The following is a 23,165-nucleotide window of genomic DNA, read 5'->3' on the forward strand; positions in this document are numbered from 1 at the left end:
TTCCCTAAGGCATACATGCATGTTATGCATACAACTATACTACTGTACTACTAAATGTCTTCCAAAATCCCACTAAAAAAGCTCTCTATCAAGAGAGCTTTTTTTATTTACAACGTTCTAAGTAGCCCGCATAAAATTGGCACATATGATCCAAAATTTGTTGTCCTTGTTCATTCAAACGGTCATGATGGACAAATTCTTTTGGATTTTTGTAAATCACTTTGGTTCCCTTGTTGTCCCCAATGAGTAATAACTTCAATGGTAATTCAAAAGTGATTTGGTCATCTTGTTGCATTAACAATGTCCCAACTTTTGGATTGCCAAAAATATAATAAAGCGTAGGTTCAATCGTTAAATCCACTTGGCGTGCTTCTTTGCATTGGTCGATTTTATCAAAAATCTTCATTCCACGTTCAGTGACCCAAGCTTCAAAACGACGAGCTGCTTCTTCAATCGATAAATCAATATGTTCTTCAATGTATTCCATGAGATTTCCCTCCTAGCGTTTGACTAACATCATTTGGAATGGACGAACCGCATATAACGCATGTACGGCATGAGGAGGAATAATAATCGCTTCTCCTTCATGTAGTGTATAAATATCATCATCAATGGTTACTTCTGCTTCTCCAGATAAGAAGGTTAAAATCGCTGTTTTTTCTGTTTCATGCGCAGGGATTTTTTGTCCTCCATCTAAAGAAATCAATAAAGCATCCACTTCTGTTTGTAATAACACCGGTTGACTGGTGAATTCTCCTTCTTTCACTGGTAATACCTCAGACCAACGGAATACTTCTTTTGGTGCTTGTTCTTCTAAAAACATAAATATTCCTCCTTTTCATTCGAAGTCTTCTCGACCTCTAAAGCGACTATAACACAAAAAAAGAGGAATCAACATCAATTTGATTCCTCTTTAAAAATTATGAAAGATATCGCTCTTTACGATACTTCCGTTGATAGAAGAAAAAGGCCGTTGTACAAAGAACAAATAAGACAATACCAACTTTTAATCCTTGTGGGAAGAAAGAAAGTTCAATCTTATGTTTTCCTTCTGGAACAGAGAAAGTTAAGAAGCCATCACGGAAGGATTGAGCTTCGACTTTCTTATCATCGACATAGACGGACCATCCTTTATCAAATGGAATGGTTGTAAAGACATTCGTTTGTCCTTTTTCCATCGTAATCGTTGCTTCTGCTTTTCTTCCTTTTACTTTAAACGGTACTTCGTTTTCTTTTAGGGTCTTAAAGGCTTTTTCATAAGCTTTAAGATTTAAGTTAATAACGGGTGGAGAGACTAATTTCACTTCTCCTTTGCCTTCTAAGGTTAGGCGGAAGCGAAGTTTTGTATTCTTATCAAAATAACCAAGGTTGTAATATTGTCCAGTCATCTTAATATCGCTCTTATGTCCGCCACCGACTTTACTTACGGTCGCACTTGTGCCAGAAACCGCACCGAAGTTTTCTGGGAAGATACTAAAGTAAGCTTGACTCCAAGCAGGAATAAAGACTTCATAGATTAAGTTTTGTGGTTTTGAAGAATCAATCGCTTTAAAAGTCGCAATGCCTTTTTCTGTACGCACGATACTATTTTCTTCTTCCACTAGTTTTGGTCGAGAACTTGTGTAGTAAATATTGTTTTGACCACTTAGAGCATTCACTAAGTTCTTTTGATCGCCTAAGTTATCATTATCTACCCATTTAATGTCTTGATATGCATTTGAAGTTTTTACTCCTAAAGGTAAGGCATATTGATTTTCAAATAGACGATAGTCACCTTTCTTGTCTACTTCTTTAAAGCCAAACTTCGTCACTGGCGATTTACTGATGTTATAACGAACGCCAAGTAAACTATCCATTAATAGTGTATTGTTCTCATAACGAGCGTTTAGAGCCGTTCCACGAGCACGGAAACCAAGTTGGTTCATTAATGAAGAAGAGTTACGATTTCGAATCGAAGAGAACATCCCTACACCACTGTAATTGAAGTTAAAAGAATCATTCACAGAAATTGGATCTAGGTCTTCTAGACGATATTTCACACCGTGAGAGAGTTCTTTACTTTTTTCAACGAGAGGTAAAATATCTTTTCTTGGTTCAGTGTATAATGAGCGACTTGCATAGTTCCAATCGTCTAAAATTCCATTTAACATGAAATAACCATTGGTAGTCGCTTCGACGGTCATGGTAAAGAGTGTTAAAAAGCCAATCCAATGGAACGGTAAAATTTTTCTTTGGTAACAAATGAAAAATAGGGTATAGAAACAAAGAAAAATCATTGTTAAGTAATATTGAATCGGTTGGATATAAACATAAGTTCCGTTTTTATGGATAAACCAAAACAGACTAAAAATAAAAATCCAAGCGATACTAATACCTGCAACTTGGAAGCTATTTTCCTTCGTCCAAGCTTCTAGTCCATAAGCGGCAAGCACAAGAATTAAGAACGAGAACAAGAAACTATAACGGAATAAGAACATGTATGGAGAATGGAATCCGTGCCAAACAAGATTCAAAGGTTCGATATAGAAACTTGCGACTAATAATGCTCCTAATAAGAAAAAGCCGACTTTTTGGACGATGGTCAGAGTCTTTTTAAAGAAGGCAAAGACCGCAAAAATCAATGGTAAAAGTCCAATATAGATAAATGGGATAGAATTGTATTTCGTTGTATCATACACACCCACCATATTTTTAGCAATTAAATCCCAAATTCCTGTCGCATCGGTTTTCCATTTGGCAATTTGGGTTAACGTTTCACCGTTGTTTCGTAGATCTAAAAACATTGGTAAAATCATAATCATCGCCGCAAACCCAGCTAAAAGGGCTGTAATCAAATATGGGATAATGATTTTTTTGTGTTCTTTCCAGTGATTTGCGTAACAAATCAAGAAATAGAAGAACGAGAATAATCCAATCATAAAGCCAAAGTAGTAGTTAGAAATAAATAAGAGTAAGTAACTTACAAAAAGTACGGTTGGCTTTTTCCCTGCAAAGAGACGATGAATTCCTAAAATTACCAATGGTAAATAAACAAAGGCATCTAACCACATAATTAATTCTGATTGGGCTAGAGTAAAGGACATCAAACTATATGTCGTTGAAAGTCCTAATTGTAAGGTCGTACGAAGCTTTGGAAAGACTTCGCGGACAAAAACAAAACAAGCCAGTCCAGCACAAGCAATTTTTAACAGAGTTAAAAAGTAAAGGGCATCTGGCATGTGGCTGTTGTTAAAAAAGACTACAAGGGGAGTAAATAATCCTCCTAAATAATAAGAAATTAGGGCGTAATAGTTTAGTCCTAATCCGGCATTAAAAGTATAAAACGGACTTTGATCTCCTTTTAATACGTTGTTAAAGCTGGCATGGAAGTTTGAAAATTGCGAAAACGCATCGCTTGCTAAAATCGAGCGACTACTTCCAGGGTAAATTCCTAAACTTGCGTAGAGTCCTACCATCACAATTAAGGGGATGAAAAACGCAAAGAGTAGAGGAATTTTATTTTGTTGTAAATAGTGTTTTACATTGTGAAATAACTTTTGCATCATTCTTTTGAAAAGCGCTAGGCTCCTCCTTTCTATTTTTTTCATTCCACTTCATTATAACAAAAAAAGAAGATAGCCGAACTATCTTCTTTGAACGTTTGTGAGAAAGCTCTCACGAATCGGAATGAATATGAATAGAAAGTTACTATTCTTTTGAATAAAAAAAGAATATTTTGTTATGTATAAGTATTTCACAAGCACTGATACATGCAATAGAGAAAAGGAAAAAACATCCTCTTCTTTACACTTTTATTTTAACGAAAACATAAATAAAAGTAAAGATTAAATGTGTAAATTCCTAATTTTATTTTAATGAATCGGGTAAGTCTACTTCCCAATCTGCCCAAAATTGTACTAAATAGGTACGCATAAACTCAATGCGTTGGCGGGCAACCTTTGTGCCAGTTAGGGTGCTCATATACTGGTCTAATTGTAATAATTTATTGTAAAAATATTGGACGCTGTTATTGCGATTTTCTGGATCATATAGAGGCTGGTCATGTTTAGCACCATAAGAAAAGATACGGGCAATACCAATCGCACCTAGATCATCCAATAAATCAGCATCATTAATACAACGGCCAAGGAAAGAAAGAGGAGCTTCTTTATGTAATGAGTTGCGGAATTTCGCAAAATGTTTCATTACGCGAATAATTTCAGAACTTTCTCCTGGGGTAAAGCTTTCTTCTGCTAATAAAGACTGTACGGTTTCAATATAAGCTTCGTCTTCTTGGTGATGGGCAAGTGTATCATGTAGATAGCCCATCGCTAATAACATATCTTCATCATGTTGGTGCACGACTTTGACTTCACGACGATAAATTTCAATCGCCATTTGCGCGACACGTTGTGCATGAAAGAAATCGTGTTGATCGGTGACATTCACTAACTGTTCTTTAGCAAATTCAATGATTTTGTTCATAATTTTCTCCTTTATATAAAATTGTATCCATAACTCTAACGAAATGTGCTCTAGGTTTACAACCGACATTGTATATAATAATAAGTGTAGATGAAAGGGTGAGGTCGACATGGAAGAAATTCAACTTTTATTGCAGTTTGGTTTATTCTTAGTCAGTTTCATTGGTCTAATGCATGAATTGTTTCATTAACGACTCATCTACAAGAGGGAGACAAACTCCCTCTTTTTTTATTTACATATTATATACTATTTTGGGGTTGAAAAGCGAAAAATAAAAATAAATCTAATAATCACTTAAGAAAAAGCAAAGGACTATTCAAATCCAAAAGAAAAAATAAAGAATGTGGTAGAATAAATTTAAGAACAACATTACTATTGAACAAAGGAGGGACCATCAACTTTTCAAGTTGACAACGATATGGCAAAAAAAGCAAAAACTCGGTTTGTTTGTCAAGAATGTGGGTATACAACCTTTAAATATATCGGCTGTTGCCCAAACTGTGGTCAATGGAATACCATCGTAGAAGAACGAGAAGAGACGGTCCCTGTCAAAGAGGATCGGCATAATCGTGTTTCTCTACAAGGAGAAAGAAGCAAGCCGCAAAAATTAACATCGATTCAACATAGCAAAGTGGATCGTATCCAGACAGAATTAAGTGAACTCAATCGCGTATTGGGAGGAGGCGTCGTTCCAGGCTCTTTAGTTTTAATTGGTGGGGATCCAGGAATCGGAAAATCAACCCTTCTGTTACAAATTTCACAACAACTCACCTTGGCAGAACAAAAAGTGTTATATGTAACAGGGGAAGAAAGTGGCGAGCAAGTAAAATTACGTGCTGAACGTCTATCTCAAAAGGGAAATGACTTTTATATCTATCCTGAAACCAACATGACAGAAATTCGTCATGCGATTGAAGATTTACAACCAGACATCGTAATTGTGGATTCTATTCAAACGATGGTGGAAGAAGACATCACAAGTGCTGCAGGAAGTGTCAGTCAAGTACGTGAAACCACCGCAGACTTGATGAAGATTGCTAAAACAAATGGCATTGCGATTTTTATTGTTGGACACGTCACAAAAGAAGGAGCTCTTGCTGGGCCAAGAATGTTAGAACACATGGTCGACACGGTACTTTATTTTGAAGGGGACCGTTATCAATCGTTCCGTATTTTACGAGCGGTGAAAAATCGTTTTGGTTCAACCAATGAGATTGGTATTTTTGAAATGCGCCAACAAGGATTGGTCGAAGTCAAAAATCCATCTGAAGTCTTTTTAGAAGAACGATTAGAAGGAGCGAGTGGTTCAGCGATTGTCGTAGCGATGGAAGGAACACGTCCAATTTTAGTAGAGATTCAAGCCTTATTAAGTCCGACACTCTATGGAAATGCGCGTCGTACTTCTTCTGGTTTGGATTATAATCGCATTAGTTTGATTTTAGCTGTTTTAGAAAAACGAAGTGGACTTTCCTTACAAAACCAAGATGCCTATTTAAAAGCAACGGGAGGCGTGAAGCTGGATGAGCCAGCGATTGACTTAGCAATCGCGATGGCGATTGTTTCTAGCTATAAAGAACAGGAAACGCAATCCAAAGACTGCTTTGTCGGTGAAATTGGCTTAACAGGAGAAATCCGTAGTGTAACTCGTGTGGAACAACGAATTCAGGAAGCGAAAAAATTAGGCTTCCAACGTATTTTTATTCCCAAAAACAACTTACAAGATTGGAAACCAATTGCTGGAATTGAAGTAATTGGAGTAGCGACAATAAAGGAGGCGATACGCTATGTCTTCCAATAAGAAAAAAGAAGAAGAAGCTTTGAAAAAAGAGCGCCATAAACGCTGGTTTTTACGCTTCTTTATCGTAATGATTGGAATTTCTTGTGGAATCGCGTTTCTACCGTGGCTGTGGAAACTATTACATCTTGATTTCCCATTATTACAATCAACGTTAAGTAATGCCTTAATTGGTGGAGCAATTTTCTTACTCCTTGCCTTTTTCTTTGAAAAGAAATTGATTGCTTGGATTAGAAACTTAGAACTGGATATGAAAAAACGCAGCCTGACAAGCTTGTTAGGAAGTGCGATTGGTGGAATTTTAGGATTGTTAGTCGGTTCACTGTTGAGTTTACCGTTCTATCGTTTACAGATTCCTTTTGTCAATAACGTCATTCCAGCGTGTATTATGTTACTTTGCGGATACCTTGGGTATTACACAATTAAAACCAAAGGAGATGAACTGAATCATCTCTTCCGTCGTCAAGAAAAAGAGAAATCTACTTCTACAAAAGGAGAGGTGCTAGAACGCAAAGAAGGCGATAACTTTAGAAAATATAAGATTTTGGATACAAGTGTAATTATTGATGGTCGTATTTACGACATTGCAAAAACTGGATTTATTGAAGGAACAATTTTAATTCCCAAATTTGTCTTATATGAACTACAGTACATCGCTGACTCTGCTGATAGCCTAAAACGTGTCCGTGGACGTCGTGGTTTGGATATTTTAAACCAACTACAAAAAGAAGAAGGCATCCAAGTGGAGATGTATGAAGGAGATTTTGAAGATATTGATGAAGTGGATACAAAATTAATCAAGTTGGCAAAACTATTAGATGGAATAGTGGTCACAAACGACTTTAACTTAAATAAAGTTTGTGAATTCCAAAACGTAAAAGTGTTAAATATCAATGCGTTAGCCAATGCCGTTAAACCGGTAGTAATTCCAGGAGAACAAATGACGGTAACGATTGTCAAAGAAGGTACAGAACGTGCTCAAGGGGTAGCGTACTTAGATGATGGTACGATGATTGTCGTAGAAGAAGGAAAGAACCACATGAATGAAACGATTCCTGTGGTTGTGACTACCGCTTTACAAACCGCAGCGGGTCGTATGATCTTTGCTAAACCTTTACATACAAGAAAAAATCTCAAAGAAAATGTGAAAGAAAAAGAATAAAGGTTGGAGTTTAGTCTCCAACCTTTTCTTTTTGATAAAATTCTTGTAGATGAAAAAGGCATTTTTTCTTCCAATAATGGAGTTGACAGAGGGTATAAGGAGAGTGTCCTGCAATTTCTTGTAAGGTTTCTCCATAATGAAAGTAATGATGGAGAATAATCCATTCGATTTGCGTCAGTTTCGCTTGTACTTCATAGTACAAAAGGTTCCAAAAGAGTTCCTCTTCTTCAGAAAAGGTTGTGGTCGGTTGATTTTGTTCTTCAACCGCCGTCGCAATTTCTCGACTGCGTCGTTGGGTACGATATTTTTCATCTTGAATCCGCCAAACCATCGCTTGTAATAGATAGCTCTTTTTTGCGTCAGGCTTCTTTTGTATAACTTTCCATCCTTCTTCTAGTGCAATCTGTTGGTAGTCTTCGTAATTACAATTATGGCGGTAGATATGTGCTTGATATAACGCTTGTCGAGATAAACGAATCCATTCTTCATTATCCATTAAAATCCCTCCTTTTTTCACCCCTAGTATGACAAAAAAATAAAATAAAAACAAAAATGAAATGTGCTTTGAAAATTATAAAAAAAGGTTATTTTATAAGGAAAATTAAAATACAATAAAGGATGAAAAGAAGGAGGAGGAGGTCTCACATGAAACAAATGAGCAATCAAGTATTCTGTCAAGAATATGAAGCAGCCTATCAAGAATGGAGAATGTTTTTACAATATGCCAATCAAAGTAAGCATTTGCCGGTATATAACGTTCCTTTCTTTACAGGTGATGGAATTTGGGTTTATTTTATGCAAGGAACCGAACGCATTTGGTTGAATTTAGCAGGAATCACGATGTGGCATAAAGAATTTGATCAACTTGCCGTGCGCATTTATTTTTGTGACCACACCTCATATGCCCTAAATTGTGATATCCGTGTCTTATATAATCATCTAAAAACTGCGGCGTATTTTTTGGATTATGGTCGGGAATTATTTCCCTGTATTCCTGTAGAGACAAAGGAGTGGCAGGAACAGAATCCAAAACTTTGGGCTTATTTAAAAAATAAAAATTATCATCTTCGTGGCAATCCAAAGCGTCTCTCTGAGCTTGGAGAACGTTTGAATTGTCGCACGTGTTGTAAATATTTGGTGGAAAAACAAAAAAAGATGGAAGAAAACATGGAAGAAGAGGATTATTAGAAGAAAAAAAGGATGGTAAGCACTGTGCTTACTATCCTTTTGTGTTTTAGTATTATAAATCATAAATTCTTTTTGTTAAGTCTAATAAGTCTTCTTTTACATGGTTTAAAGAAAACGGTACAATATTCTCTCTTGATTTTTCTTGAATATTTCGATCACAAACAATGATAGATTGGCTATTCAAGTTATCTTGTGGAATTTCTTTGATTGAATGATAAAATTTTGGATCCACAATAATAGTTTTGTCTTGTAGCATCGTTGACAAAATATTGTACAAGATATGGAATTGTTCGCTATTGGATGCAATGATAAAGATATTTTTATGAATGCTGGAGTATTGCTTCAATAAATATAAATGATAGAAAAATTCAAAAGAAATATCATCGTTTAATAGTAAAGGTTTATTTTTACTTTCATTCCAATTGCGGACAATGGATTGATACTTATCATCATAATAAAAATAATCAATATAATGATAAGAAAAGCATAGCTTCAAAGGAAATCCAATATATTGGAAAGTAATGAATTTTTGAAGCGTATAGTAGAACAAATTCGTACGCAAAACTAGATGACTCATATCTAAAGAAGAAAAGATAAATTTTCTTAAAATATGAATATCATTATCTTGGTCTAGTTCAAATTGAAGATTTAAATGGTTATTTAACATAGAACCATTTACTTTGGGCTCATATAAATAGTAGCAGACAAGAGATAAAAAGAAAGCTTCCTGTTCCAATTCTTCATTGCTCATCGTATCATCACATGGTAAAAAATCTTTCGTATCTTCTGCTTTAATTTCTACATTCAAAGGTAATAATTTTTCTAAATCGATGTTTAAAGGATAGAGCGTTGCTCGATCTAGAAATAGATAAACAGCAAAGACTAATTGGGTAAAATTACTTTGCGTAATAGATTTCATTACGACTAATTTACTAGCGATTTGAATCGCTTCATCTAACCAATCTTGCTCAAAAATAGAATCTACTTCTGATAGGTTAAGATAGCGAGATAAACAAATGAGAATCATTCTTTTCTTTAATTCATTATCTTTTAGTTGCTCTTCATCTATAAAGTTTCGAATTTTTGTACAAACCTTATGAGCTAAAGAAGGAGATACATTTTCTATTCTGGCGATTTCTGAAGGAATAACCTCTTCATCCATTAACGTTAAAAATAAATATTTTAAAAATAAGGATTGATTTAAAATATTGCGCAGAATAGTGGTTAAATCTATTTCTTCTTTAAAATGAATTGTAATATCTCCTGTTTTTGTATAAATTTGGTCAATACAATCTTTAAATTGTTCTGAAAAATAGAACAAATCATTACGAATCGTCATTTGTGAGACGTTTAAATCTTTAGCTAGGGTTTCTAAAGAAATATCATTTGTAATGAATAAATTTGATATAATCACTGCCCGACGTAAAATTGTTTTTTCAATGTAATTGTAAATCAAGTTATCCCTCCGTTGAATCAAAATTCAGAAAGGAATAATAGTGTACATGAATTTTTTTCATACTATATAAAGAATTTTATCAGGGTACGAAGGATTTCTTCTTCCTTCATAAAGTACTATAACGCATTTAAAAGTTTGTGACTTTTTATTTTTATTTATTTCTATAAAAATTCTCAAAAAATTAAAAAGTTAAACTGTATGTAAAAATACAGAAATGATAAGAAAAACAAAAATAAATAAGTGTTTTCCACTTGTGATTTTTTCTGTTGAAAAAAATAAAATTGAGAAAATGATGAGAAAATTAAAATACAAAAAAAACTAGACTTTTAATTTCGATAGAATAGGATTGTGATATGAACCATATCGACAAAAAGGGTATTAAAAAGGAGAAAATATAATGGAATTTAAAAAATTATTAGTATCATCTGCAGTATTAGCAGGTGTTATTGGGGTATCTGCTGCAACAAATACTGATACTGTAAGTGCAGACACTATCATTAATGGAACAGGATCAGAGGTAGTTTTACCAGATAATGGTGTGGATAACAACTTTGGCGTAGATCAAAAACCTGAATATGATAATGGAATCGTTGAAGGACCATCAACACCAGGTGCTAATGACGGAATTGATGAAAACTTTGGCGTAGACCAAAAACCTGAATATGATAACGGAATTGTCGTTGGACCAACAACACCAGGTGCTAGTGACGGAATTGATGAAAACTTTGGCGTAGACCAGAAACCTGAATATGATAACGGAATTGTTGTTGGACCATCAACACCAGGTGCTGGTGATGGAATCGATGAAAACTTTGGCGTAGATCATAAACCAAGCGTTGATCCAGAATTTGGCCAAGGCGAACCAAATCGTGAACCATTAGATCCAAACTTCGGTCAAGGCGAACCAGAAAACAAACCAGAAAAACCAAATAAACCTGTAATCGTTGGACCAACAACACCAGGAGCAGATAATGGTATTGATGATAATTACTTAATTGATCAAAATAAAGATCAAAATAAAGACCAAAACAAAGATCAAAATAAAGATCAAAATAAAGATCAAAATAAAGACAACACAACAGAGAACACAACAAAACCAGGAACTTCTGATATCAAAGATACAGTAGTTGCGCCAGTGATTGATGGATCATTTGATCAAGTCAAAGCAGATACAACAACAGGAACAGAAGCACCAGTTTACACTGATTTAGCAAACACAGATGCAAAAGAAACAGTGAAAAAAGTAGCTGCTGCTACAACAACAGATGAAGCTAAATTACCACAAACAGGTGTAGAAGACGCTGCTGCCGTTTCAGCTGCAGGTGTAGCTTTAGTAGCTGCTGCATCATTAATGGGTTACTCTGTATTTTCTAAAAAACGCAAAAATAGCTAATTGCTAGTATAGGAACTTATTTGTGGTAAATACAATTTTAACCATTGGTACTGTCGTTCGTCTATTTCATTTAGATTGTGATGTAATGATTATTGGACGTTATCCTATTGTGCAAAAAAATGGACAAGAAGGATATTTTGAGTACAGTGGTTGTGTATATCCAGATGGCTTTTACGGTAAAGATTTGTTCTTATTCAATCAAGAAGATATTGCCTATATTTTAGCCTATGGATATTGTTCAGATAAAGAAATTGAATTATTAGGAGAAATGAAAGTAAATCAACATGCCTTACTTGATTTGCATCGTTTCTCTATTGCCGAATGGAAAAATATGGGAGCATAATCCTTTCTGCAGTCATGAAAGAAAAGAAGAAGAGGCTTTTGGGTCTCTTCTTTTTTTATTGACAAAATACAATAAATATTTTTCTTTTTTTCTTTCTTTAAGAAATTAAAATAAAGCGAAGGACAAAAGACAGTGTGTGCGTAACAAATTGAACAATGGTATTCATTGTGGAAAAATTACATTAAAAAAATCTCATTTTGTAATTGAGAGAATAGAGAAAAGAATCAAAAAATGAAAATTCTGCTTTTCTTCTTTTGCTAGAATATCCATGTGTTATATGAGATGTCTGTATAGCATTTCTTAAAAAGGGTATTTTAAAAGGAGAAAGTACAATGGAATTTAAAAAATTATTATTATCATCTGCAGTATTAGCAGGTGTTATTGGTGTATCTTCTGTCGCAGATACAACAGTAAATGCAGATACTGTTGAAGCAAATACAAATGCAGTGCAAACAAACGCACCTCAAGCAAATCAAGCAAATATTATTACAGTTAAAAATACAAAAGCGGCTCCTGTAGATCCAAACTTTGGTCAAGGCCAACCTGAAGATGTAGTGGATCCAGGATTCAATCATCCAAATAAACCTACAGTGGATCCAGATTTTGGTCAAGGTCAACCTGAAGATGTAGTAGATCCAGGATTCAGTCATCCAGAACATCCAACAGTAGATAACTCATCTGAAAAAGATGAAAACATAGATCCAGATTTTAATGTAAATCCTAATGATGACACTGTAGTTGGCGATCCAAACTTTGGTCAAACACCAGAAAATAATGGACATGCGATGGATCCAGGGTTTGACGTAAATTACAAACCAGATGGAGATGTTATCGGTGATCCAAACTTTGGTCAATCTGAATCAAACGGCGGAACATCAGACAAAGATGAAAATATCGACCCAGACTTTGGTGTAGATGCTGGAGACGATACAGTAGTTGGTGATCCAAACTTTGGTGTGGATCAAAATCGTGAACCATTAGATCCAAACTTTGGTCAAGGCGAACCAAATCGTGAACCATTAGATCCAAACTTTGGCCAAGGCGAACCAGGAAACAAACCAGAAAAACCAAGCAAACCTGTAATTATTGGACCAACAACACCAGGAGCAGATGGTGGTATTGATGATAATTACTTAATTGATCAAAACAAAGATCAAAACAAAGATCAAAATAAAGACCAAAATAAAGATCAAAACGAAGACCAAAACAAAGATCAAAATAAAGATCAAAATAAAGGCAACACAACAAAACCAGGAACTTCTGATATTAAAGATACAGTAGTTGCGCCAGTAATTGATGGATCATTTGATCAAGTGAAAGCAGATACAACAAAAGGAACAGAAGAACCTGTTTATATTGATTTAGATCATAAAGATACAAAAGAAGCTGTGAAAGAAGTAGCTGCCAAAGCAACAACAAACGAAGCTACTTTACCACAAACAGGTGCGGAAGATGCTGCGAAAATTTCAGCTGCCGGTGCTGCTTTAATCGCTGCTGCATCATTAATGGGTTACTCTGTATTTTCTAAAAAACGCAAAAATAGCTAATTAGCAAAATAAGAGAATTATAATCCCTTTTGTAAGTTTGAAAAGAGAGGTCATTTTTGTAATGATCTCTCTTTTTTTAATTCAATGAGTAAAGGAAAAAAGAGAGTATGGAATTTAAAAAATTATTAGTATCGTCTGCCTTATTAGCAGGAATGATGGGTATATCTGCAAATACAGTAAGCGCAACAGAAAAAAGCATAGCAGATGAATGTCTAAATGTAGATGAAGTAGAAATTGACCCAGGTCATGATGTAAATTACAAACCAAATCAAAGTTCTGAACAGACGACAGAAGATAGTATTTGGTTAGATTATCCTGGAGATGGTATTTATGCCCCAGATCCAAATACTGGGAAATATCCATCGCTAGATTTTCCATCAAATAACAAAAAAGAACCAAATAAAGAATCAGGAACGATTATTGTTGGACCAACTACAAAACCAGGAGATGGAGAGAATGATCTAGATTGTCCCGGAGATGGAGCTTATTCTCCAGATCCTGAAAAACCAATTTATTCAAGTGAAATTTCTGAAGAATCTACTTCTCATAAAGATCAAGAAATCAAAAAAGAAAATCAAGCGACTTCTTCTACGCAAGAAACTACAAAAGAAGTTCAGGAAAATACTCCAATAACTTCTAAGGAAACTACAAAAGTATTATCTACTGCTAAAAAAGATAAAAATCCTTCTGTTTCAACTGTAGCTATTAAAGAAACAACAAAAGAAGGTAATACTACGGAAATAAATGAGGGTACTTTACCACAAACGGGTACAGAAGATGCTGCGAAAATTTCAGCTGCTGGTGCTGCTTTAATCGTTGCTGCATCATTAATGGGTTATTCTGTATTTTCTAAAAAGTCAAAAAATAGTTAGTGATAAGAATAAAAGAACTATAAATTGTGTTTTATAACAAATAATTGTCATGTTCTAGCTTTTTTAATAATGGAAAGTAGGTCATATTATGAAAGGTATTAACCTATTGAAATTATTGATGATGTTTCCCCTTCTAATAGAAATGATTTTTATGCCTGGGGTAGCTCAAGCTGTAGAAGAGAAAAATAGAACGAACGATGAGGTCCAAGAAATCATTCTAGATCAAAAAACAAATACACTCTATACCCCTGATCAATATAAAGCAGAAAAGACTCGTTATACACAAGAAAAGAAAAAGAAAGAGATTGTATCTGAACAATCAAATGTGGTTCTAAACCAAAAAGAAGTAAATTCCACTTCGATAGAGAATGCTTGTGTAAAACAAACTCCAGTCTTTATTAAATTTAAACGAGATCCAAAACAAAGTGTAAAAGAAAGACAAAATAAAATAGAGAAAATAGAAGAAAAGATAGAAACCAATGAATTGTTACCACAAACAGGGATGAAATCTCAGCCTATGCTTGTTATTTTAGGATGGATGTTTTGGTTGGTAATGATTTATCTAGGATGGATAAGAAAAAAATTTATTTCTGCAAAATAATAAAAGAGGTCGATGGACCTCTTTTTTGTTTATAAAAAAGAAAGTAAATACTAGGATTTACTCTCTTCATCAATGTTGTAAATTTTACGATGGATTTCTAATAAATCTTCATTAAGATGATTGAATGAGAAAGGAATGATTTGTGTAGATTCCTGTTCTCGAATATGACGGTCACATACGATAATCGTATTTTGATCTTGATTTTCTTTTGGAATTTCTTCAATCGAATGGTAATGATGATGGTCAATGATAATCATCTGATTTTGAATCAGCGTAGTCAATATATTATAAATCATATGGAAATGTTCTCTTGTAGGAGAAACGATATAAATGTATTTATGAATATTATTGTATTCTTCTAGCAATTCTAAATAATAGAAAAACTCGAAAAGAATATCTTCGTTATTTGAATACTGTGGATTTTCCATTTCCCAGGACATTAAAAATTGTTGGTAGTTTTCTTGTTGTAAGTAATCTAAAAGATAAGTCTTGGAAAAAGCAAGTTGTAATGGAAAACCTAATTTTTGAAATGTTAAAAATTTTTGCAATACGTAGTAAAACAAATGAGTTTGAAACACAGAATGATTTAATGGTAGATAAGCAAAAATCAATTCTCTTAATTTTTGAAATTCAGGATGCGATTCTAATTTAAATTGAATATTTGGATGAATAGAAGTTAATGGATTATGGGTATCAGATTCCGATAGATAGTAAATTATTAAAGATAAGAAAAAAAATTCTGTTTCTTGTTCTTCTTCTGATAGTCCTAACCTAGGTATTAAAGATTTTATTTCTTCTATTGAAAGAAATTGTGCAAAATCCTGTTTTTGAATTTCTAATTGATATAGGGTTGCTCGATCAAAATATAAGTAAATAGCTACCATTAGTTGTGTTTGATTCAATTTATGAACTATCTTATCTCCAAGAATTTGATTTGAAAGTCTCATTGCTTGATCTAACCAGTTCGGATCGAAGATATCGGATAATGTATCCAAAGGAATATAATGAGATAAGCAAATTAAAACCATTCTTTTTTTGCATTCATTTTCTTTTAGCGACTCTTCTTCTATAAATTGCTGTATATGATTAAATAATTTGTGAGCAGAAGAAAAAGAAATATTTTCTCTATTGGAAATTAAGCGAGTAGAAATTGTTTCTTCCATTAAGGCTAAAAATAGATAGCGCAAAAATAATGATTGACTTAGTAAATCGCATAAAATATCACATAAATCGATTTCTTTTTTAAAATGAATTTGTATTTTTCCTGATCGAGTATATAAATAATCAATATAGGACGAGTAGTGTTCTGAAAAATATAGTAAATCATTACGAATGGTCATATGAGAAACTTCTAATTCTTGAATGAGATCATCTAAACATATTTTATTTTTTAAAAAAAGTTGAATGATGATAATGGAACGACGAAGAATTCCCTTCTCAATATAAGAATAGATCAATACTTTCCCTCCCTTAATAAAAAATATTCCGCTTTTATAAGTCTTTTAAAAATGAATCAAAGATAAGTATACCAATGATTTTATGAGAATATTTTTATTTTTTTTAATTTTTTTAATGATATCAAAAAAAATGGAATCGTTATGTATGATTTCTCAACAAATTTCATAAAATCATGCCATATGGAGTCAAAATACAAAAAAGAAAGATGAATTTCAATGAAAAATAAAAAGAAAAACAAAATTAGTGAAAATTGTCTTTTTACAATAGGTTTGTAATAAGAAATTACAAAAAAGGGAGAGAGACAAATTATGGATTACAAAAAATTACTATTTGCATCTACCGTCTTAACAGGAATGTTAAGTCTAGGGACAGCGAATAACGCAAAAACAGCCCATGCGGATACGATTGATACCAACCATACGGTAGAAGCGAATACAGAAGTGGCACCACAAAGTAATGTTATTACGGTGAAAAATACAAAAGCCACTTCTGCACCAGTCGCAGAAGTACCTATTGTAGAAAACGTGACACCTGCGACAGAAACAAAACAAGAAGTAGCTCCTATGGTAGAAGAAACAAAAGCTCAACCAGCAGCAGAAGAAAAAGTCACTCAAAGTCAAATTCAAAATCAAATTGATAAAGAAACTAATCACATGAACCAAGACCAAAATAAAGTTGGTCAATTGGAAAATGAAAATCAAAACTTAAAAGATGAAATCCATAAAGTGGATCAAGAACATCAAAATAAAGTGGATGAAATTAATCAAGAAGCCGATAAACAATCAAAACCAATACATGATCAAATCGATAAGATTGAACAAAGTCAAATTAATACGGAAAAAGATAAGGTTCAAAATGATATCAACCATAAAAAAGATGAATTGAGTCAAACACAAAATAATAGTGCAAAAACAGAACAAACCATCAAAGATAAGAAAGATGAGCTAGACAAACTAAACAAAAATGAACAAACTTCTGTTATGGGAAGTATTGTAAACAGTGATTTTGGTGGACTTCATAAACCTGTTTATGTGGGGCAAATTAAACCTGGAACAGATATTACAATTGAAAATCCCAATGAGGAAAAAGAAAATAAAGAGAATGTAGAATGGGCAGAAAAATATAACGGGAAAGAGCCTATTAAAAATTATAAATTAACTGAACAACAAGCTTGGGAAGCTAATGTTTATTTGATGAATCGTATCAATGCTGCACGTAAAAAAGCAGGACAAGATGAATTTAAAATTACTCGTGAAGCATTTAATAAGGTAATGCGTCGTGCAGAAGATGTAACAACTAACTTTAATCATGATATGAATTCTATTAATAGAATATTTGGTAGTGATTGGACAGGAGAAAATTTAGGCTTTGCAGGTCAGTGGCAAGATTATTCAACAGTAATTAATCATGCGTTAGGGACTATTGAGTATATGCTGAATTCTGATGGACCTAGCTGGGGGCATAGAGAAAACTTTATGGATGATTATAATAAGCGTGGATTTGGTACTGTCCAAGGAGCTTTTGGAATCATGTGGTCTAGTAAATCTGAACGTTGGGTATTAGTTTTTGATACGATGAAATATCATGGAGAAAAAGATTGTAGTCATGATTTAGACAAATATTTAGATCGTAGTGGAAATCAAAGTAAAATTGATAAATTAAAAGCTGAAATTGCTCAAGAAGAAAAGAAATTAGAAACAAGCCACCGAAAAGAAAACGACTTAAAAAAAGCAATTGAAGATTTAGAAGCGAAGAAAAAAGATATCCAATTTGATAAAAATAAATTAAATGATAAAGATAAAGCAGTATATGAAGACTATGAAGCTAAATTAGACAAAATTTATAAACAACATGAATTAGATTATGTTAAAGAAGTAAATGAATATGGTCAAAAAGTTGCGCCATTACGTGGCCAATATATGGACAACGACAAAGAAATTCAACGTTTAAACAAAGAAATCAAACAACATAGAGAAAAAATTGCGGACTTAAAAGCACAATTAAAAGAAGAAGGCAATAAACCAGCGCCTAAGCCAGAAACACAACCAGAAACTAAGCCAGAAAAACCTGGAGATACTATTATTGGTGATGATGTAGTCAATAAACCAGACAATAAACCAAATAAACCAGACAATAAACCAAAACCAGAAAACCCAGGAGATAACATTATTGGAAATGATGGCATTAGTAAACCTGTGAAACCACAAAAACCAAAACCAGAAAATCCAGGAAATGGTATTATTGGAAACGATGGTATTAGTAAGCCAGTAATTCCAGGGGAAGAAAAAGATCCAAATAAAGGTGTAGGAGATAAAGAAACTAATCATCCAGAAACTCCAGTAGTGGATGGAAATGTAGTGCATGGAAATAATTCTACGAGTTCAACGACAGGTACAACTACAGATGCGGTTTCATCTACTCAAGGTACTACAGGTCATTTAGTTTCTTCTGCGAAAAAATATGTAGTTACTCCAGAAGTAGAGGCAGCAGAAATCATCCCTACAGCGACAAAAGCGACAAATAGCGATAATTTACCACAAACAGGAAGTTCAAAAGGGGAAACTTTAGCAGCTTTAGGTGTCATGACGGTAACTATGAGTTCTTTATTAGCAGTTGCGACATTCCGTCGTCGTAAAGAACATTAAGAGAGTTTATTATTATCAGTAACAAAAGAGATAGGAAATTCCTATCTCTTTTTCTTTTAGAAGAATATAGATTGAAGCCAAAAAATATTTTGTTCTTTTTTGCGAAAAAGAAAGAAATCTTTCAAGAATACATACTATCTTTCTTAGATATTGTGTATAATTATACTTGTTATAGAAAGTAAAAAAAGGAGAAACAGAAGAACGATTATGATTCCTTTTACGTATAGAAAAGATGAAGCGTTCTTTAGGAAGATAAAATGAAGAAATGTAAGAATTGTCATACTGAATTACGTGATGAAACCGAATTTTGTCCGGAATGTGGCGAAAAAGTAAAAAGTTCCAAAGATCCAAAACAAGAATGGATTATTGTTATTGCGATTACGGTCGTCGTTCTTTTATTAGGTGGCGGACTATGGTGGTTTATGAAAAATGAAGAAAAACCAAAAACACCTGCGAAAAATGAACCAAAACAAGAACAAAAGAAAGACGTTATTAAAAAAGATAAAAATGTAGTTCCACCAAAAACTATTGAAGCTCAATTTGCAGAAAATCCAGCCTTTTTAGCTGCTTCTGTTTCATGGTATGGAACAACCGTTGAAGGAGAGGCAAAATGGTCTAACTGGCACCAAAAAGACTTAAAAGTGCGTGAAATTCCTTTAGATGAAAAAGCGAAAAAAGCCGCAAAAGCAGACTTCTATTGCACTTATGAATTACCGAAAAAACAAGGACAAGGGTATGTATTAACCGATGGTGGAAAAGAAGTAAATCTATATTCTGAATATCCAAAAGATGCAAAAGTAACGCCAATGGCAACGATTTCCTTGGATAAATTAGCTGAAAAAATGTCAGAAGACAAAGTAGTGACTGCAGTAACAGAATATAGTAATCAATTAGAATTTATTGAAGCTAAGAAGAAAGAAAAACCAAAGAAAAAAGCGAAGAAAAAAGAAAAAGCAGAGCCAAGAGAAACAGAACAACAAAAATTATTGAATGAAGTTATGGAAAAATGGCAAAAAACGGTTGATCAAATGTATGAACCTGCGACATTAGATCCAAAAGCGGAAAGTATTCAATTTAAAGATCAAAAAATTGTGAATAAGATTGAAGATAAGAACGATTGCTTATTATCTATGGAAGGAAAATTTGCGGATGTTTCTATGCAAGAAACTTCTTCTGGCTACCAAGTGATTGGTGCTTATTATGGCACAAGTGAAAATGCGAAAGGATATCGCTACCTATTTGTTCTTCATGATGGCAAACCAGAAGTCTATGTCGCTCATTTACCAGAGGCTGTAGGAGATACTGCTCGTGGAGATGCGATGAACTTTGTTCCAACGCAAGATAAAGCCTTGATCGATGCTTTTACAGACTTGATGGATGAAGAGAAAACAAAGACAAAAGAAAAATCTGTAGATACAAAAGACACAACAGAAGTAGAAGAAGAAGTAGAAGTGAAAGAAACGATAGATGAAGATGGTTCTTCTATCGATGAATCTGTCATTATTGAAACTACTTATGCAAACTAGAAAAGACGAGGAGTATTCCTCGTCTTTTTTATTATTGGTTTTCTTTCCAAGGGAATTGATCTGCTTTACGAAAAATGCATAGGGTCTGCCAAAAAGTACAAAAGACCATGTTTTTGAAACGGGTCCATGTTTTGTTTTTGGAAACTAAAAATTCAAAAAAGTGGATGCAAAATAACATACAAAAACGCCCTAGCAAAAAAATGATAAAAGAGAAAAGAATAAAAATAAAAATTGCGCCCATCGTTAATCCGTCCTTTGTCTGTATTTTTCTTTAGTTTAACTCTTTTTTCTTTTTGTGTCTGAGTTTTTATGCTTGAAGGAGTTCTTTTATTTCTTAATAAAGAAGAGAATTTTTCAAATAAAAATTATAGTGGAATCTTCGATTTTTTATTATAGTTCTATGAATATCTATGATTAAAGGAGAAAAAAGATGAGTTTTTGTCCAAATTGTGGTCATGAAACGAAAGAAAATGCTAAGTTTTGTGACCGATGTGGTAAAAATTTAAACGAAAATGAACCATCAAAAAAACCAAAAAAGAAAAGAGGAATGATTATCATTGTGATTCTTTTCCTTCTTTTATTACTTCTCTTTGGTTTTTATTTTTTAATGAAACCTAAAGAAGATCATTCAAAAGAGCATCAAGAAAGTATTTCTTCAGTCTCAAGTGTTCAATCTTCTTCTAGTACAAAAGAAAAAGAAAGTACAACACCATCGACTACAGAAGTGACAGAATCTACAACCGAGGAAAAAGAAACGCAAGTGACAGGAGAAGAAATTGGAAGCAACGTACGTAATTTACTTGCGGCAAGTATTTTATATGTCAAAGAGAATCCACCAGGAAGTCTTTGGAATGGTAATGATTATGCATACAAAGCAAAAGGAACAAAAGAGGCGAAACCAGAATATTTCAATGAAGGTGGAAGTTATGGATATGTCTTTGAAAATAAACAAGTGGTAGGTGCAGGAGGCAGTCCAATGTTTGTTCCTAGTGAAGATGGCCAAAAAATGTATTTTTACACTACAGGTGGAGTTCCTACAGTGGATGATGATGGAAACTCTTATATGGAGCCAAGAAACCCAGAAGATAAAGTATCTGTAGATGAACTCGCTACGTTTATCAATACACAAGGGAAAACAGAAGAATATCAAAATTTAGTACAACGAATGACGATTAATGGATAGTGAAAAGAAGGGAAGAAAATGAAGAAATGTAAAAAATGTGGGACAGAATTGCGCGATGGCGCAGAATTTTGTTCTGAATGTGGCGCAAAAGTAAAGGCCAAAAAATGGGTTCCTTGGACGATTGGTGGTGTCGTTGTTGTTTTATTAGGAGGAGGAATTTGGTTTTTTGCTCAAAATGATGACGCAAAAGACATAACCGAGGGAGAACCAAAACAAGAAACAGTAGCGTCAAAAGAAGAGGAATCTTTAGAGAAAAAATTGGTAGAAAATCCAACGTTTCTAGCTGCGGCTGTTTCTTGGTATGGAAGTACTACTCAAAACAATGAAGGATGGGATAATTGGAAATTAAAAACAACCGCTGTAGAACAGTGGAAAATGGATCCTAGATGTCAAAATACAGAAAAAGGCGATGGATATTATTATGCTTTTAAAGCAAAAGAGGAAAGAAATAATTTTTCTGGTTATGTGATTTCTAAAGATAAACATACGATTTATCTTTATAGTCGCTATTCTGTCGCTGAAGGAGTACCAGAAAAACCATTCGCAACGATTACCATTGCAGATTTAGCTAAAAAAATCGAAGAAGAGGGAAAAACTTCAGAAATTGAAAAGCAAGCCAAGGAAATCAAAGTGTCAGGTGAAGACAAAGAAGAGAAAAAAGAAGAAAAAGACCCTGTTTTAGAACTTGGGAATAAACAAGTGGAATTGCATGATTATATGGAAAAATGGCAAAAAGCAATGGGGCAAGAATATACTGAAGCTCCCGTAGACCCAGATGAAGATGGCATCATCGAAATGAAAGATGTAACGATTACAAATCATTTAGATGGAAAAGAGGATGCATTACTTTCTATTGAAGGAAAATTTGTAGATGTATCTATTGTTAAGCCAAGTAAGCAAGGCTATCAAGTGGTTGCGGCTTACTCTGGGGTAAGTGAAAATGCGAAAAAATATCGTTATCTTTTTGTTTTACATGATAATAAACCAGAAGTATTAGTAGCGACTCTACCTGCAGCGATTGGGGAAACCAAAAAAGGGCCAGCGATTAATTTTGTGCCCACTAAAAATGAAGCTTTGCCTTCTGCTTTTGCGGAAATTGTAAAAACAGGAAAAGCACCTGAGGCACCAAAGAAAGCGAAAAATGTCGTTAATTCTTTAGAAGATGCCAAGGAAATTTATAAAAAAGCTTTAAATAGGGATTGTGAGGAAGGAACAGAGCCATATCCAGATGCACCAGGAATGGGAAAAAATGGAGAGCCTATACCTGGAGAAATGAGCTCTAAATGGAAAGAAAATTCTGATGGAACATATACTTATTTTTATTCTGTAAATAATGGTGGAGCGATTCGTGGTCATACTACCATCTATCCAGATGGTTCCGTAGAAAGATTTACTGCACATAACGGACAATTTATTGGTGGAAAATGTACTTACCAAGATGTAGAAGACGGAACGGCTGAAAAGAAATTGATGGGTTTAGGTGATGAAGAATTAGCAAATGCAGGAATTAATGGCTAGTAAGTAAATAAACA

19 protein-coding genes are annotated in these 23,165 nt (G+C 33.8%); 12 read left to right on the forward strand and 7 right to left on the reverse strand.

The window, feature by feature from the left end; genetic code table 11:
- Positions 1-103: 103 nt before the first annotated feature.
- The 4 genes from C683_RS04925 to C683_RS04940 form a co-directional block, all read right to left on the reverse strand.
- Entirely contained in the window at positions 104-487 is a 384-nt protein-coding gene (locus C683_RS04925; RefSeq protein WP_009491534.1) for a DUF302 domain-containing protein, read from the reverse strand.
- Positions 488-499: 12 nt separating this feature from the next.
- On the reverse strand, positions 500-823 hold the full coding sequence (locus C683_RS04930) for a cupin domain-containing protein (protein WP_009491536.1): 324 nt from the start codon (positions 821-823) through the stop codon (positions 500-502).
- A gap of 97 nt (positions 824-920) precedes the next feature.
- The gene (locus C683_RS04935; RefSeq protein WP_009491538.1) at positions 921-3,545 is read right to left on the reverse strand and encodes a YfhO family protein; all 2,625 of its coding nucleotides are present in this window, start codon (positions 3,543-3,545) and stop codon (positions 921-923) included.
- Positions 3,546-3,846: 301 nt separating this feature from the next.
- Entirely contained in the window at positions 3,847-4,464 is a 618-nt protein-coding gene (locus C683_RS04940; protein ID WP_009491539.1) for an HD domain-containing protein, read from the reverse strand.
- 418 nt (positions 4,465-4,882) lie between these two features.
- Between C683_RS04940 and radA the strand changes: the two genes are divergently transcribed.
- Positions 4,883-6,262: a DNA repair protein RadA gene (radA, locus tag C683_RS04945; protein WP_009491540.1), complete on the forward strand. Its 1,380-nt coding sequence runs from the start codon at positions 4,883-4,885 to the stop codon at positions 6,260-6,262.
- Positions 6,249-7,421 (forward strand): PIN/TRAM domain-containing protein, encoded by a 1,173-nt coding sequence (locus C683_RS04950; RefSeq protein WP_009491541.1) that lies wholly within the window; start codon positions 6,249-6,251, stop codon positions 7,419-7,421. Before radA ends, C683_RS04950 begins: the two co-directional genes overlap by 14 nt.
- A 10-nt stretch (positions 7,422-7,431) precedes the next feature.
- Here the strand turns inward: C683_RS04950 and C683_RS04955 are convergent, their stop codons facing one another.
- A complete protein-coding gene (locus C683_RS04955; protein WP_009491542.1) occupies positions 7,432-7,917 on the reverse strand; it encodes an RNA polymerase sigma factor in 486 nt (161 codons plus the stop codon).
- A 149-nt stretch (positions 7,918-8,066) separates the two neighbouring features.
- Between C683_RS04955 and C683_RS04960 the strand changes: the two genes are divergently transcribed.
- Positions 8,067-8,609, forward strand: a complete 543-nt coding sequence (locus C683_RS04960; RefSeq protein WP_009491543.1) for a hypothetical protein — start codon at positions 8,067-8,069, stop codon at positions 8,607-8,609.
- A gap of 52 nt (positions 8,610-8,661) precedes the next feature.
- On the opposite strand, the gene C683_RS04965 is transcribed toward C683_RS04960, so the two are convergent.
- Entirely contained in the window at positions 8,662-10,065 is a 1,404-nt protein-coding gene (locus C683_RS04965) for a DeoR family transcriptional regulator (RefSeq protein ID WP_009491544.1), read from the reverse strand.
- A gap of 397 nt (positions 10,066-10,462) precedes the next feature.
- On the opposite strand from C683_RS04965, the gene C683_RS04970 reads away from it, so the two are divergent.
- The 5 genes from C683_RS04970 (at position 10,463) to C683_RS04990 (ending at position 14,821) form a co-directional block, all read left to right on the forward strand.
- Positions 10,463-11,458 carry an LPXTG cell wall anchor domain-containing protein gene (locus C683_RS04970; RefSeq protein WP_009491546.1) on the forward strand — a complete coding sequence of 332 codons (996 nt, stop codon included), beginning with the start codon at positions 10,463-10,465 and terminating at the stop codon, positions 11,456-11,458.
- 22 nt (positions 11,459-11,480) lie between these two features.
- Positions 11,481-11,801 (forward strand): DUF4176 domain-containing protein, encoded by a 321-nt coding sequence (locus C683_RS04975; protein ID WP_009491548.1) that lies wholly within the window; start codon positions 11,481-11,483, stop codon positions 11,799-11,801.
- Positions 11,802-12,133: 332 nt separating this feature from the next.
- Positions 12,134-13,348: an LPXTG cell wall anchor domain-containing protein gene (locus C683_RS06665; protein ID WP_009491550.1), complete on the forward strand. Its 1,215-nt coding sequence runs from the start codon at positions 12,134-12,136 to the stop codon at positions 13,346-13,348.
- Between the two features lie 107 nt (positions 13,349-13,455).
- On the forward strand, positions 13,456-14,220 hold the full coding sequence (locus tag C683_RS04985) for an LPXTG cell wall anchor domain-containing protein (protein WP_009491552.1): 765 nt from the start codon (positions 13,456-13,458) through the stop codon (positions 14,218-14,220).
- An 88-nt stretch (positions 14,221-14,308) separates the two neighbouring features.
- On the forward strand, positions 14,309-14,821 hold the full coding sequence (locus C683_RS04990) for a hypothetical protein (RefSeq protein ID WP_009491554.1): 513 nt from the start codon (positions 14,309-14,311) through the stop codon (positions 14,819-14,821).
- 50 nt (positions 14,822-14,871) lie between these two features.
- Here C683_RS04990 and C683_RS04995 read toward each other — a convergent pair whose 3' ends face one another.
- Entirely contained in the window at positions 14,872-16,278 is a 1,407-nt protein-coding gene (locus tag C683_RS04995) for a DeoR family transcriptional regulator (protein ID WP_009491556.1), read from the reverse strand.
- A gap of 309 nt (positions 16,279-16,587) precedes the next feature.
- Here C683_RS04995 and C683_RS05000 point away from each other — a divergent pair, with 309 nt between their 5' ends.
- The 4 genes from C683_RS05000 to C683_RS05020 all read left to right on the forward strand — a co-directional run bounded on the left by C683_RS05000 (position 16,588) and on the right by C683_RS05020 (position 23,151).
- Complete coding sequence (locus tag C683_RS05000; protein ID WP_009491558.1) at positions 16,588-18,924, forward strand: LPXTG cell wall anchor domain-containing protein; 2,337 nt, start codon at positions 16,588-16,590, stop codon at positions 18,922-18,924.
- Between the two features lie 257 nt (positions 18,925-19,181).
- Entirely contained in the window at positions 19,182-20,450 is a 1,269-nt protein-coding gene (locus C683_RS05005; RefSeq protein WP_009491560.1) for a zinc ribbon domain-containing protein, read from the forward strand.
- Positions 20,451-20,880: 430 nt separating this feature from the next.
- Entirely contained in the window at positions 20,881-21,633 is a 753-nt protein-coding gene (locus tag C683_RS05015; RefSeq protein WP_009491562.1) for a zinc ribbon domain-containing protein, read from the forward strand.
- Positions 21,634-21,651: 18 nt separating this feature from the next.
- Positions 21,652-23,151 (forward strand): zinc ribbon domain-containing protein, encoded by a 1,500-nt coding sequence (locus tag C683_RS05020; protein ID WP_009491564.1) that lies wholly within the window; start codon positions 21,652-21,654, stop codon positions 23,149-23,151.
- Positions 23,152-23,165: the final 14 nt, after the last annotated feature.

The organism is Catellicoccus marimammalium M35/04/3 (genome assembly GCF_000313915.1).
Classification (GTDB): domain Bacteria; phylum Bacillota; class Bacilli; order Lactobacillales; family Catellicoccaceae; genus Catellicoccus; species Catellicoccus marimammalium.

What these genes read in the sequence shown, in the direction of transcription:
- C683_RS04925 (WP_009491534.1), bottom strand. Translation starts at nt 487, where the DNA reads ATGGAATACATTGAAGAACATATTGATTTATCGATTGAAGAAGCAGCT.
- C683_RS04930 (WP_009491536.1), bottom strand. Translation starts at nt 823, where the DNA reads ATGTTTTTAGAAGAACAAGCACCAAAAGAAGTATTCCGTTGGTCTGAG.
- C683_RS04935 (WP_009491538.1), bottom strand. Translation starts at nt 3,545, where the DNA reads ATGATGCAAAAGTTATTTCACAATGTAAAACACTATTTACAACAAAAT.
- C683_RS04940 (WP_009491539.1), bottom strand. Translation starts at nt 4,464, where the DNA reads ATGAACAAAATCATTGAATTTGCTAAAGAACAGTTAGTGAATGTCACC.
- radA (WP_009491540.1), top strand. Translation starts at nt 4,883, where the DNA reads ATGGCAAAAAAAGCAAAAACTCGGTTTGTTTGTCAAGAATGTGGGTAT.
- C683_RS04950 (WP_009491541.1), top strand. Translation starts at nt 6,249, where the DNA reads ATGTCTTCCAATAAGAAAAAAGAAGAAGAAGCTTTGAAAAAAGAGCGC.
- C683_RS04955 (WP_009491542.1), bottom strand. Translation starts at nt 7,917, where the DNA reads ATGGATAATGAAGAATGGATTCGTTTATCTCGACAAGCGTTATATCAA.
- C683_RS04960 (WP_009491543.1), top strand. Translation starts at nt 8,067, where the DNA reads ATGAAACAAATGAGCAATCAAGTATTCTGTCAAGAATATGAAGCAGCC.
- C683_RS04970 (WP_009491546.1), top strand. Translation starts at nt 10,463, where the DNA reads ATGGAATTTAAAAAATTATTAGTATCATCTGCAGTATTAGCAGGTGTT.
- C683_RS06665 (WP_009491550.1), top strand. Translation starts at nt 12,134, where the DNA reads ATGGAATTTAAAAAATTATTATTATCATCTGCAGTATTAGCAGGTGTT.
- C683_RS04985 (WP_009491552.1), top strand. Translation starts at nt 13,456, where the DNA reads ATGGAATTTAAAAAATTATTAGTATCGTCTGCCTTATTAGCAGGAATG.
- C683_RS04990 (WP_009491554.1), top strand. Translation starts at nt 14,309, where the DNA reads ATGAAAGGTATTAACCTATTGAAATTATTGATGATGTTTCCCCTTCTA.
- C683_RS05000 (WP_009491558.1), top strand. Translation starts at nt 16,588, where the DNA reads ATGGATTACAAAAAATTACTATTTGCATCTACCGTCTTAACAGGAATG.
- C683_RS05005 (WP_009491560.1), top strand. Translation starts at nt 19,182, where the DNA reads ATGAAGAAATGTAAGAATTGTCATACTGAATTACGTGATGAAACCGAA.
- C683_RS05015 (WP_009491562.1), top strand. Translation starts at nt 20,881, where the DNA reads ATGAGTTTTTGTCCAAATTGTGGTCATGAAACGAAAGAAAATGCTAAG.
- C683_RS05020 (WP_009491564.1), top strand. Translation starts at nt 21,652, where the DNA reads ATGAAGAAATGTAAAAAATGTGGGACAGAATTGCGCGATGGCGCAGAA.